8 protein-coding genes are annotated in these 13,305 nt (G+C 35.5%); 5 read left to right on the top strand and 3 right to left on the bottom strand.

Annotated features, from left to right (window positions below):
- Positions 1–18: 18 nt before the first annotated feature.
- From BUB89_RS01275 to BUB89_RS01265, 3 genes are all read right to left on the bottom strand, one after another.
- Positions 19–2,355 carry a glycoside hydrolase family 2 TIM barrel-domain containing protein gene (locus BUB89_RS01275; protein ID WP_141384387.1) on the bottom strand — a complete coding sequence of 779 codons (2,337 nt, stop codon included), beginning with the start codon at positions 2,353–2,355 and terminating at the stop codon, positions 19–21.
- Between the two features lie 204 nt (positions 2,356–2,559).
- On the bottom strand, positions 2,560–3,549 hold the full coding sequence (gene mgrA / locus BUB89_RS01270) for an L-glyceraldehyde 3-phosphate reductase (protein WP_073241093.1): 990 nt from the start codon (positions 3,547–3,549) through the stop codon (positions 2,560–2,562).
- 237 nt (positions 3,550–3,786) lie between these two features.
- Positions 3,787–4,806: a LacI family DNA-binding transcriptional regulator gene (locus BUB89_RS01265; protein WP_073241089.1), complete on the bottom strand. Its 1,020-nt coding sequence runs from the start codon at positions 4,804–4,806 to the stop codon at positions 3,787–3,789.
- Between the two features lie 262 nt (positions 4,807–5,068).
- Here BUB89_RS01265 and BUB89_RS01260 point away from each other — a divergent pair, with 262 nt between their 5' ends.
- The 5 genes from BUB89_RS01260 to BUB89_RS01240 all read left to right on the top strand — a co-directional run bounded on the left by BUB89_RS01260 (position 5,069) and on the right by BUB89_RS01240 (position 13,188).
- Positions 5,069–5,653, top strand: a complete 585-nt coding sequence (locus BUB89_RS01260; protein WP_073241087.1) for an RNA polymerase sigma factor — start codon at positions 5,069–5,071, stop codon at positions 5,651–5,653.
- Positions 5,654–5,756: 103 nt separating this feature from the next.
- Positions 5,757–6,908: a FecR family protein gene (locus BUB89_RS01255; protein ID WP_073241085.1), complete on the top strand. Its 1,152-nt coding sequence runs from the start codon at positions 5,757–5,759 to the stop codon at positions 6,906–6,908.
- 99 nt (positions 6,909–7,007) lie between these two features.
- Entirely contained in the window at positions 7,008–10,385 is a 3,378-nt protein-coding gene (locus tag BUB89_RS01250) for a SusC/RagA family TonB-linked outer membrane protein (RefSeq protein WP_083552396.1), read from the top strand.
- Between the two features lie 4 nt (positions 10,386–10,389).
- Complete coding sequence (locus BUB89_RS01245; protein WP_073241810.1) at positions 10,390–11,997, top strand: RagB/SusD family nutrient uptake outer membrane protein; 1,608 nt, start codon at positions 10,390–10,392, stop codon at positions 11,995–11,997.
- Between the two features lie 204 nt (positions 11,998–12,201).
- Positions 12,202–13,188, top strand: coding sequence for a pectinesterase family protein (locus tag BUB89_RS01240; protein ID WP_073241081.1), 987 nt, complete (start codon positions 12,202–12,204; stop codon positions 13,186–13,188).
- The last annotated feature ends 117 nt before the right edge of the window (positions 13,189–13,305 follow it).

Genomic DNA, 13,305 nt, shown 5'->3' with positions numbered 1-13,305 from the left:
TAAAAAATTTAAATATTATTACTTCTTGTCAGAATCAATACTAAGCGTTGTAGCTTCTTGTGTCAAACCTTCAACATCCGCTTTTATCGAAATGGTTCCGCTGTCTTTTGCAGCTTTAATAATCGCAATGGCTTTTCCTTGATAAGCTCTTGTTTTCTGACCCTGGTAACCATCGTGGTTGATGATGTTTCCGTTATCAACGGCAATAATTTTACCGGAATCCGTAATAGAGAATTTAATCAAATTATCTGCATTGGCACATCTAATTCCTTTTTCGTCCACAATGGTTGCAGTAACAAAAGTAACATCGTCCCAGTTATTTGCGAGCGTTCCTTTGCTTTGCGTTAAAATAATTTTAGCAGGCTTTCCGGCAGAAGTGTGTTCTTCCTGAGTAACCACTTTTCCGTTGTTTTTTCCAATTGCTTTTATCGTTCCTTCTTCAAAAGTAACATTCCATTCCCTTGGCGAATCGTCAGCTGGTTTTTTCAATGAACCTAGTGATTTATCGTTCAGGAAAAGTTCTACTTCTTCGCAGTTACTGTACACATTGACTTTGGCATTATCATAAGTGTCAAAGTCGCTCGGTGTCCAATCGGAAACCCAAACGCCAGCTCCCGCATTATCTGATTTTCGAACAATATGCACTACAGGCTCAGCAGACCACCAACTGTCTCTTTGCAACGATTGTTGTTTCCAGTTCCCGGCTCTGTCAAACAAACCCTGATTGTTCGTCGTTTCCGGCCAGTCGGCTTCTCCCAGATAATCGTAACCCGTCCATAAAAATTGTCCTGCCATATACGGCTTGTCTCTTAAAGCCAGCCATTGATTCAATACGTGGGTGTTTTCGGTGCCAATAACTTTCCACTCCGGATGTGCTTCGTGGGCTGCAATCAGTTCGTTTTCACGGTAATTCTGCCCTACAACTTCCATCTGTGCAGCATAACCATTGTCATACACTTTAGAAACATTAGGTCTAAAAAGTGCCATCGTTACAGGACGAGTGTTGTCGTATTTCTTTACCACATCTTCCTGCATTTTATATTTTTTATAGCCTTCCGGATAGCTTAAATCATCATGAATTTCGTTTCCAATACTATAAATCACGATCGATGGATGATTCCGGTCTCTTAAAATCATGTCTTTGGTGTCTTGTTCCCACCATTCTTTGAAATATAAATTATATCCTTTTTCACCATTATGCTTGGCTGCCGTCCAGGTATCGAAAGTTTCATCCATAACCACAAATCCCATTTGGTCACACAAATCAAGAAATTCCGGAGCTACAGGATTGTGCGAAGTACGAATTCCGTTAACGCCCACTTCTTTTAATTTTTGCAAACGCTCTTTCCAAACGCCAAGCGGAACTGCTGCTCCAACGGCTCCACCATCATGATGCAGACAAACTCCTTTTATTTTGTAATTTTTATTGTTTAACCAAAAACCGGTATCAGCTCTAAATTCGGCATTTCTGATCCCAATAGTAATCGTCTGATTGTCGACAAGTGTTTTTCCGGAATATAATTTGGTGTTTACCGTATATAAATGAGGCGCTTCAATATCCCATAACTTAGGATTGATGATTTCAATTTCTTTGAATAATTCAGTGATTTTATTGGCTGCAATATTTTCCTGGCTTTCGCTGGCTTTTAACACTTTTCCGGTGTTGTCAACAACTTCAATTTGTAGTTTATAAGTTCCGGCGGCTCCTTTATTTTCAATTTCAGTTTTGATACTTACCACTGCTTTTTTAGCAGTTGGATTAGGAGTTGTAATTTGCGTTCCCCAATGTTTAAAATGCGTTTTATTGACTGCAACCAAACGTACATGACGGTAAATTCCGGCACCGGTATAATAACGGGAAGCGGGTTGAATCGTGTTATCGGCTCTTACGGCAATGGTGTTGGTTTTGTCTTTTCCAAAGTTCAGATAAGGTGTCAAATCATAGCTGAAACTGATATAACCATAAGGACGTTTTCCTAAATGCGTCCCGTTAATCCAGACATCACTATTGGCCATAACGCCATCAAATTCGACAGAAAATAATTTATTAGCATCGGCAGCATCAACTTTAAAAGTCTTACGATACCAACCAATTCCGGCTGGCAAATAACCGCCGCCACGTGCTGTTGGGTTGTCTCTGTCATAAGGTCCTTCGATGCTCCAGTCGTGTGGCACATTAAGTATTCTCCAGCTTTTGTCATTGAACTCCGGTTTTTCGGCTCCGGCTATTTCTCCTTTTGTAAATTGCCAGTTCGCATCAAAATTGATGGTTTGTCTCCCCTGAGCGAAAATCGTTGTTGCAAATGCTAAAAAGAATAAGAGACTACACGCTCTTATGTTTTTTGAATTTTTCATTTTGGTTGGGTTTAGGTTGATTTATTTTATATGACTATCTATTTCTTATCCCGATATTGAGAATAGCACACAGATGAAACTGATTTTTACGGATTATCGAAGATTTTAATTTACAGACAGTTATAAAAAAATCTGTTTTTTATCAGTTCAATCAGTGTCATCTGTGGCCTTTTTTTTATTTAGTTCGCTGAGCGGACAGTCATGCTATTTTAAAATTGAATTGATTTTTTCTAATTCGGCTGTACTGAAATTGGTGTTTTCCAAAGCTTTAATAGAATCTATGATTTGCTCCGGTTTGCTCGAACCAATTAATACTGAAGTAATTCTGTCATCGCGTAAAATCCAGGCCAGAGCCATTTGCGCTAATTTTTGACCTCTTTCTTGGGCAATGCTGTTGAGTGCCATGATTTTCTCCAATCTTTCAGGCGTAATATGATCGGCTTTCAGGAATTGTCCGCTGGTAGCTACTCTGGAATCGGCTGGGATTCCGTTCAGATATTTATCAGTCAATAATCCTTGTGCCAATGGAGAAAACGGAATACATCCCACTTTTTCTTTACCTAATAAGTCTAAAAGTCCGTCTTCTACCCAACGTTCAAACATCGAATATTTAGGTTGGTGAATCAGGCAGGGCGTTCCCATTTCTTTTAATATTTTAAAGGCTTTTTCAGCTTCGGCTGGACGATAGTTGGAGATTCCTACATACAAGGCTTTTCCTTGTTGAACGATTAAATTCAAAGCGGCCATAGTTTCTTCTAAAGGCGTTTCCGGATCGGGTCTGTGGTGGTAAAAAATATCAACATATTCCAGATCCATTCTTTTTAAACTTTGGTCCAAACTGGAAGTCAGATATTTCTTCGAACCCCAATCGCCATAAGGCCCGTCCCACATCGTGTAACCCGCCTTAGACGAAATAATCATTTCGTCTCTGTAATTGTTGAAATCGGTTTTTAAAATTTTTCCGAAACATGTTTCTGCTGATCCGGGAGGTGGACCGTAATTGTTAGCCAGATCAAAATGGGTAATTCCATTGTCGAAAGCCGTTTTTATCAAATTACGACTGTTCTCGAAATCGCTGTTTTCTCCGAAGTTGTGCCAAAGTCCCAATGAAAAGGCAGATAGTTTTAATCCTGAATTTCCGCATCTGCGGTATTCCATATTTTCGTATCGGTTGGATGCTGGTTGATAAGTCATTTTTTAGTGTTTTACGTAATCGTTTACGGTGATTATTAAATTTTTTTTATAGCATTATTTGTTATCTGTGTTGGTGATTTTAAGCCACTAATTCACTAATTATAGTTGAATTATATGTTATGAAATTGCACTAATTTTAATCTACTTTGTCAATGTTCGTGTAATAATAGTAAGAAAATTATTCGTGAATTCGTGGCTTAAAATACCGTGTTTATTTGGAAGAAGGGTAGTCATGTTTTAGTTCTTTTTTGAAGATTCTCTTGTGATTAATGTGGGAGTCAATATTCTCTTTTGATGGTTTGTTTTTTCTCCTTTTTTCGAAATTAACTCGTAAATAAGATGGAAGGCTTCTTCACCCATTTGTACTGTTTTTTGATCGATTGTAGACAGAGAAGGAGTGATGTGTTCTCCAAATAAGTCATTGCAAAAACCAATAACTCCAAATTCGTTAGGAACCTGAATGTCTCTTTCTTTTACTTCTTTTAAAACACCAAGAGCGGTAAAATCTTCAACAGCAAAAATGGCGTCAGGTTTGTTATCTAAATTTAAAAAGTAAGTTGTACCTTTTCTTCCTGCTTCAATACTGATGTCTCCGTTGTAAATGAAATTGGCTTCAAAAGGAATATTGTATTGTTCTAATGCGGCTTTGTAACCACGAATTCTTTCCGAAAATGCTTTAATATGCTGTGGTCCGGAAATATGAGCAATTCTTTGATATCCTGATTTTATGAGGGATTCGGTTGCCATGAACGCACCCAAATAATCATCAATACAAACGGAGGAGATTTCTAAATCGTCATTGGTTCGGTCAAAAAAAGCAATTGGAATATTTTTCTCTTTCACCGATTTAAAATGAGAAAAATCAGTGGTGTTTTTAGAAATGGAAACTAGAATGCCATCCACTCTGGCACCAATAAAAGTATCGATTCCCTTTTTTTCAAAGACTTCTGATTCGTTCGATTGATAAATCAAAACGTCGTAACCATGCTGACTGGCTAAATTGGAGATACCATGAATTACGGATCCGAAAAATAAATGCTCCGCTGTAGGGATTAAAACTCCAATGAGTTTTGTTTTCCCGGAACGTAGCGAAGAGGCTATTTTGTTAGGCATATAATCCAAACGTTCGGCAACTGCTTTTACTTTTTTCTTCGTACTCGCACTTATTTCAGGATGATTACTCAAAGCACGCGAAACGGTGGCAGGAGCAATTCCTAATTCTTTGGCAATATCGCTGATGGTGATTTTATTTTTCATATTTCCGTAATCGTTTACGAAAATAGAATTTTATTTTTAAAAAAGTCTTTTTTTAGAATATAAATTAAGTCGTTGGGTGTAATTATTAAAAAATGTATGGAGAACCGTTTGGATTTTTGGATTGTTATTAATTAATAAAACCTTGTAAATTTGTAGGGGTAGTTCTTTGAATTTGATAAAATATTATGTTAAAATTTTAAGATATTCGAAAATTGATTATTTATTTTTAGATTTGACCCATTAACCCTAAACTATATTTTAAATGGCATTTGTAAATAAATACAATGACCTGGACCTTGTTAAGCGCCTTCAGCAAAATGAAGAAGAAGCGTTGACCATTATTTATAAAGAATATTGGGAAATTATGTATGTGGCGGCTTATAACCTTGTTAAAGACAGGTCAGTATGTGAAGATATTGTTCAGGAAGTATTTATTTCATTATGGCAAAGAAGAGAAAAATTACAGATCAAAACCTCTTTGAAAAGTTATTTATACACCAGCACTGTTTACAAGGTTTATGACCATTTTAGTAAAAATAAAAAAATGCTGAAGGATGAGCTTTTCGATAATTTCGAAAATAAAATTGAAGCTTCTAACCCGGAAACCAAATTAATGCATGAAGAATTAATTCGTCATTTAGATGCTATTGTAGATTCTTTACCCGATAAATGCCGGGAAGTATATAAGTTGAGCAGGGAAAATATGTTGTCTAATAAAGAAATTGCGGAGCAGTTAAATATTTCGCAACGCACGGTTGAGGGACATATTTCTAAAGCGCTGAAAATTTTAAAAGAATCACTTGGAGTAGCGGTGAGTATTGAGTTTATCGTATATTTTTTTAGATAAAAATTTGATATATATAAAAAAAAGCAAAAAAAAATACAAATAGAGCAGGTGTGAAACGTTTTTTTGGAGACTTAGTTATTATAAGCATACAAAAAGCGAACAAATGAACTCAGATTCCCAAAAATATTTTTCAGAATTAGTCACGAAGCTTCAGGATGGTTCAATAACCAAAAAGGAGTTAGAAAAACTATTGTATTTCTTTTTAAACAATCAGGAAATCAAAGATTGGCCTGCTCATTTAGGATCCAAAGAAGAGGTAGAGCAGCGAATTCATGAAAAAATCCGATTAGAATTAGATTTCGATAAAAAGAAAGTAAGTCCCGTACTTCCGTTGTACAAAAAACCATTGTTTAGATACGCAATTGCAGCTTCTGTTATGCTGTTTATAACATTTACCACGGTTTTCAATAATAAAACTCAGGAAATTCAGCCGGTAGTAGTGGCCAATACCATTGAAACCGGAACGGATAAAGCTACTTTAACTTTAGAAGATGGTTCCACTGTAGTTTTAGAAAAAGGAAAAGTTTATACTAATAAAAATGTAAACAGCTCAGGAAAAGAGTTGGTTTATACTAATTCTAAGACTTCCTCTAAAAAAACAGCATATCATTATTTAACGATTCCGCGAGGAGGACAATTTGCAATCACCCTTGCTGATGGTACAAAAGTTTGGTTAAATTCTGAAACCCAGCTTAAATTTCCTGTTCATTTTGTAGCAGGTAAAACCAGAAGTGTAGAATTAGTTTATGGAGAAGCTTATTTTGAAGTATCTCCAAGTACGAACCATAATGGAGCGGGTTTTACAGTATTGCAAAAAAATCAGCAGGTTCATGTACTGGGAACCGAATTTAATATCAAAGCCTACAAAGACGACTCAAATATTGCGACAACACTCGTAGAAGGGAAAGTCGAAATGCAATTTGGTGCTGTTAAGCAAAAATTAATCCCCAATCAAAAAGCCAGTTTAGATCTTAACACTAATAAAGTGAAGATTGCTAAGGTAGATGTCTATAGCGAAATATGCTGGAAAGACGGTATTTTTAGTTTTGAAGATAAACCACTGGGCGAGATTATGAAAGTATTGTCAAGATGGTATGATATTGAGGTAGTTTTTGAAAATGAATCTATCAAAAAAGAACAGTTTAACGGTGTTTTGATAAAAGACAGAAATATTGAAGATATTTTAAAATCAATTAAAAATACAGGAATTATAAATAAGTATGAATTTAAAAATAAAACTCTGATACTCAAATAAAAGAAAAGAGAGGTAATAGTTTAGATATTTTGCGGTGTCCTGACTATTTCCCTCTCCCTATATTAATTAAACCAATGTCCAACTAACACAAACAAAATTATGAAAATTAATTCTATTAATTGTCGTTTTGTATTTCAAAAACGGCTGCTATTGATTATGATGAGAACTTTTTTAATCCTATTCTGTACAACTGTCTTTAGTTTCAACACCGAAACCACTTTTTCGCAGGAAAAAATTGCTGTTGATCAAAACCAATTAGTATCGGTTAAAGAAGTTTTTAAAATGATACAAAAGCAAACCGATTACAGCTTTATTTATCCAAATGATTTTTTTAAAGATGCTCCAAAAGTGCAATTAAAAAAAGGCACTATTGAGGTTTCGAAATTATTAAATCAGATTGTTACCTCCAGTAATTTACGCTTTGAAGTAACAGCTGATAAAAATATTATTATAAAAGAGGCTTTAAATGTCTCTGAAAAAGAAAGTATAATAGAAAAAGTTACTCAGGAAACCAGAGTATCCGGTAAAATCACCGATGAGAATAACCAGCCTATTCCCGGAGTCAGTATTCTTGTAAAAGGCACTCAGATCGCTACACAAACTGATTTTGATGGTAAATATGCGATAAAAGTACCATCAGCTGAGAGCATTTTAGTGGCTTCCTTTATAGGATATGGTACTAAAGAAATAAAAATAGGGAATCAGTCAGAGATTAATTTTCAGCTGTTGCCGGAAACCGCAAATTTAAATGAAGTAGTAGTTGTGGGATACGGAACTGTTAAAAAGAGTGATATAACAGGTTCGGTCGTTTCAATTGGAAATAAAGAGCTTAATAGTGTAGGTTCAACCAGTCCTGTACAGGCTTTACAGGCACGTGCTGCCGGAGTTAATATCTCGCAAAAAACAGGTTCTGTAGGAGCAGGTTTTGATATTAGCATCCGGGGAATTAACTCTTTTGCCGGGCAACAACCTCTTTTTGTAGTAGATGGAATTGTGACAGAAAGTATCGATTTTTTAAATCCGCAAGATATACAACAGATAGACATACTTAAAGATGCTTCGTCTACAGCTATTTATGGTTCACGTGGATCTAATGGAGTTGTTATAGTAACGACTAAATCAGGTGAGGGTTTAAAAAATAGAAAACCATCAATCATTTACTCAGGTTTTGTAGGGGTAAGAAAGGTTGTTAATATGCCTGATTTTTTGAACGGTTATGATGAAAGTGTGCTGTGGCAAAGAGACAGACAAGTAGCGAGGGATTTAGTTCAGGGAACTCCCATTGTGAATTCGCCTACTTATGGTTTTCCAACAGTTCTTAATGAGGATGGTAGTAATTATTGGGCTGAAAATCTGGCAAGCAGAAACGGAACCAATTGGTTGGATTCTTTTTTGAAAACAAGTACCCAACAAAATCATTTTATTTCTGCTAATGGAGGCACTGATAATGTAAGTTATGTAGTTGGTTTTGGATATCAGGGAGATGATGGAAATGCTGTTGGGCAATCGTATAAAAAGTATAATTTTAAGGCGAGTGTAGATGCTAAGGTTAATGATAAGTTTTCTATTGGTACCAATATCAATTTAGCATTTTCTCAGCAAGAATTAGTGTCAAGACAAGGTTATACATTACAACTATTCAGGATGCCTACTTTTGCTCCGGCTTTTACTGCCGATGGAAGTGTAATACAGTCTCCAATGAATGGAATATCAAGTAATGTAAGTCCATATACATTTGCAGATGGTAAATCAGGTTGGGATGTAGAACAGTTTAATGTTATTTCTAATTTCTACCTTAAATTTAACCCTATAAAAAGTCTTACTTTTAAATCTACTTTTTCTCCAAATACCAGAATGCAAAGAGATGGAGAATACAAAGACAGGTTTGCCACCAGATCGATATCTATTGCCAGATTTTGGACAAACAACAGACTTTCTTACGTATGGGATAATCAGGTAAACTATACAAAACAATTTGGAGATCATAATATATCCTATGATTTTATTCAATCTGCCACTTTTGACAGAAGTGAAAGGTCTTTTTCTTATGGTAGAGATGTTCCTTTTAATTCTTCTTTTTATAATGTTCAAAGTGCTCCACAACGCGATGCAGAGACCGGATATACTAAAAGCACGATACTTTCCTACACTAATCGTGTGAATTATTCTTATAAAGATAAATATTTATTAACTGGAACTATTAGATGGGATGGCGCTTCAAGACTTGCTGAGGGTAATAAATGGTCTTCTTTTCCTTCGGCTGCTGCGGCATGGAAAATAAGCGAAGAATCATTTTTGCAAAATGTAGCTGAAATTGATAACCTGAAATTACGTTTAAGTTATGGTTACACAGGCGGATATGGTCCTATTGGAGCTTATGCTACTCAGTCATCATTAAATAGACAAAAATATTATGACTGGGACGGAACTACTGCAAATGGTTTTGTTCCAAGTGAGTTAGCCAATGCTAATTTGACATGGGAACGCACAAGAGAATGGAATTTCGGAACTGATTTTGGTTTTTTTAATAACAGAATCTCAGGAGAAATCAATCTTTATGACAGACTTTCTAAGGGAACTATTTTAAGTAGAAAACTGGCAGTTCCAACCGGTTGGGCGTCAATGTTCGATAATGTCGCTTCTATTAGTAATAAAGGGGTAGAAGTTCAGCTGAAAACAGTCAATGTTGATACTGGTGATTTTAAATGGGAAACCAATTTTATTTTTTCTAAGAATAATAATAAAGTTGTTGAGTTATACGGAGGAAAGGAAGATGATGTTCCTAACAGATGGTTTATAGGGCAACCGGTAGATGTTGTCTACGGGATGGTATTTGATGGTGTGTGGCAAAAAGATGAATTGGCACCAGCTGATCAGCAAGCCATGGAAGGAACTGCAAAAGTGAAGGATTTAAATGGAGACGGAGTAATTGATACTGATAATGATATGAAAGTGCTGGGTTCTCCTAATCCGGATTGGATTGGAACATTTTCAACTACTTTCACTTATAAAAATTGGGATCTTTCAGCTACTGTATTTACTAAACAAGGAGTATATGTGTTGAGCCCGTTTCATGAAGAATTTACTGATTTTAATAGTAAAGTGATTTTAGATGTGCCTTATTATGTGAGAGAAAATCCTATAACACCGGCAAGAGCTTCTAATACCTATCCTCAAGCATCATTCTCAGGGCAGTATTGGGGTGAAGATGCAGAAGATTATGGTTATCCGGGATTTAATAAAGACGCTTCTTTTGTACGTATTCAGAATATTACTTTAGGATATAATTTTAATCCGACTGTTTTGTCTAAAGTAGGATTGTCATCCATGCGATTGTATGTTAACGCATTAAATCCTTTTACGTTTACTAAATACGACGGATTTGATCCGGAATGGGCTGGTGCTTCGATGAATGGTGTTGATGCTTCAAATACGGGTTATGCTATTTATCAATTAGGTGTTAATATTAAATTTTAAGATTATGAAGAGTATAAAATCAAAGATATATGCAATTTTTTTAGGATTGTTAATTGTAAGTTGTTCCGGATATTTAGATGAAGAAAATTTAGGAAATACAACTGCTGAAAATTTTTATAGTACAAAAGACGGTTATGAAGGCTTAGTGAATGCAACTTATGCCACTTTACGTGATGTTTATGAACCCACTCCTTACATTTTTTGTGCCGGTACTGATTTGTTTTTTGCGGCTCATCCCGAAGTTCCGTTAGGATTAGCATCTTATCAAACCCTGACTCCGGGAGAAGCTAATGTAGAAAGATTATTCAGAAGTCTTTATCAGAGTATACAAATAGCTAATCTTGCATTGCATTATGCTGATAAGGTTGAAGATTTTCCGGAACTGCAAAGCAGAATAGCCGAAGTTAAAGCAATTAGAGCTTATTATTATTTTATGCTGGTTCAGCAATTTGGTGATGTTTCAATTGTTGAGAATTTGGTAAACCAGCCCATAACCCATTTTGAAAGAGATTCGGCAAGCAATGTTTATCAGTTTATTATTGATCAAATGACAGAAGCTATTGTCGATTTGCCGCCTACTCAGTCTAATTTTGGAAGGGTTACAAAACGTGCTGCTCAGCATATTTTAGCCAAGGTGTATTTAACCAGAGGTTACGAAACTTATGGTGAAGGAGTGGCCGATTTTACTAAGGCTGCTACACTTGCAGATGAAGCCATAAACGGACAAGGACTTAATTTAGCTTTTGGAGATTTATTCAAATATAAAAATGACAAAAACGAAGAGATTTTATGGTCTGTTCAATATAATAAATCTAATTCCGGCGAAGTATCTCATAATTGGGATTATCCATGGGGACCTTTGGTACAAGGAGCTAATGATGGAGTAATCAAGAAAAATACTTTACACCCTACGGAATATTTGTTTACACTGTTTGATGATAATGACACAAGATTTGAAGGTACTTTTTTAAATATTAAAACAAATCCATATACTGGATATTTATTGAATCCTACAACAACTCCAGTACAGTATTATTATCCAAGAACAGCAGCTCAAATTGCTGATGTGCCAAATTGGAGAGCTGAAGATCCGGTAAATAGAACTAATACAATTATTTCTCCTATGGATCCACACTGGTGGGATGGTTTGAATCAAACAGATTACCCAGCGTTGAAAAAATTTGATAGAGTGCAAACAGCTGTGCCTTCAGTTCAATATACTCATGATATTTATTTAGCCAGATTAGGTGAGACTTATTTAATTGCAGCCGAAGCCTATTTGAAATCTAATAATCCCGGAAATGCAATTGCTCGTGTAAATACGGTTAGGCAAAGAGCAGGAGTTTCAGTTGTTGGGAATGTAGATATTGATTTTATTCTGGATGAAAGAGCTCGTGAATTAGCAGGTGAGGGATTTAGATGGCTTGATTTAAAAAGAACAGGAAAATTAATAGATTATACTAAGGTGAGAAATCCGGATATCAAAGGACTTTTTGATGGAGGAACAAATCCATTTTTAGGTATTGATGGACAATTAAAAATATTACGCCCTATTCCTCTGGCTGTTATATCACTTGATAATGGTGAATATCCGCAGAATCCAGGGTATTAATTTGTTTCTTTGGTTTTGTTTGGTGTCGAAGGCAGATCGTAAGATCTGCCTTTGATTTTTTTTATATATCAGATATTTTATAGCTATTATTGTGTACTCGTTGTTTGATTTTAGGCAAATGCTAAACAGCTTTATTGAGATTCTAAAAAACACTATTTTTACTGTAAAATAAAAGGAATAAAACTGTAATAAAAATTATTATTCATGAAAAATACCATCCGATTAAGTTTAATGATGATCTTGCTGTTCGCAACTCAAATGTTTTTTGCACAAACATCAAATCCGGAAAAATACAAGTACAATTTTGTAGTTGCTAAAGACGGAAGCGGCGATTACAAATACATTCAGGATGCCATCAATGCCATGCGTGTTTTTCCTTTAGCACCGATTACTTTGTATATTAAAAACGGAGTGTATAATGAAAAAGTAGCATTGCCTGCCATGAATACCGATGTGACTTTTATTGGCGAAAGCGTTGATAAAACCATCATTAGTTTTAACGATTATTCGGGCAGGGGAAAAATGGGGACTTTTGATTCTTATACCGTGAAAATTTCCGGCAACCGATTCAAGGCGGAGAATATTACTTTCGAAAATGCTGCCGGCAGAGTAGGACAGGCAGTTGCTTTGTTTGTTGATGCTGATAAAGCTGTTTTTAAAAACTGTAAATTCTTAGGAAATCAGGATACTATTTATAACGGAGGAGAATATGCAAAGCAGTTTTTTGTGGATTGCTATATCGAGGGAACTACCGATTTTATTTTTGGACCGGCAACTGCTGTTTTTAAAAACTGTGTTATTCACTGCAAGTCTGATTCGTATATCACGGCTCCTAATACTCCAAAAGACAAAGATTTTGGTTTCGTATTTTTAGATTGCAAAATTACTTTGGCCGATGAGGTAACTAAAATGTATCTGGGACGTCCGTGGAGAGCATGGGCAAAATCAGTATTTATAAAATGTGAATTGCCTAATCGGATTGCAGCTGTAGGATGGGATAATTGGGGAAATCCTGAGAATGAAAAAACCGCTTTTTTTGCAGAATACAATTGTACCGGCGAAGGTTTTAAACCAAAAGAAAGAGCCTCATGGACACATCAATTAACTAAATCAGAAGCCGAAAAATATTCCCTTAAAAACATATTAGGAAGCAATTCAAAATCATCTGAAAAAGAATGGTACGAATTGTAGTTTTTATAACCTACTTTTAAAACTAAAAACAGCCACAGGAACATTCTTGTGGCTGTTTTTTTTAGATTACTAAATATAACCCGTTGGGTGTAATTATTAAAAACGTCAGTTCGAGTG

It is taken from the genome of Flavobacterium flevense (assembly GCF_900142775.1).
Lineage (GTDB): Bacteria > Bacteroidota > Bacteroidia > Flavobacteriales > Flavobacteriaceae > Flavobacterium > Flavobacterium flevense.
The sequence above is the reverse complement of the archived record's forward strand: the minus strand, read 5'-3'. Positions and strand labels throughout refer to the sequence as shown.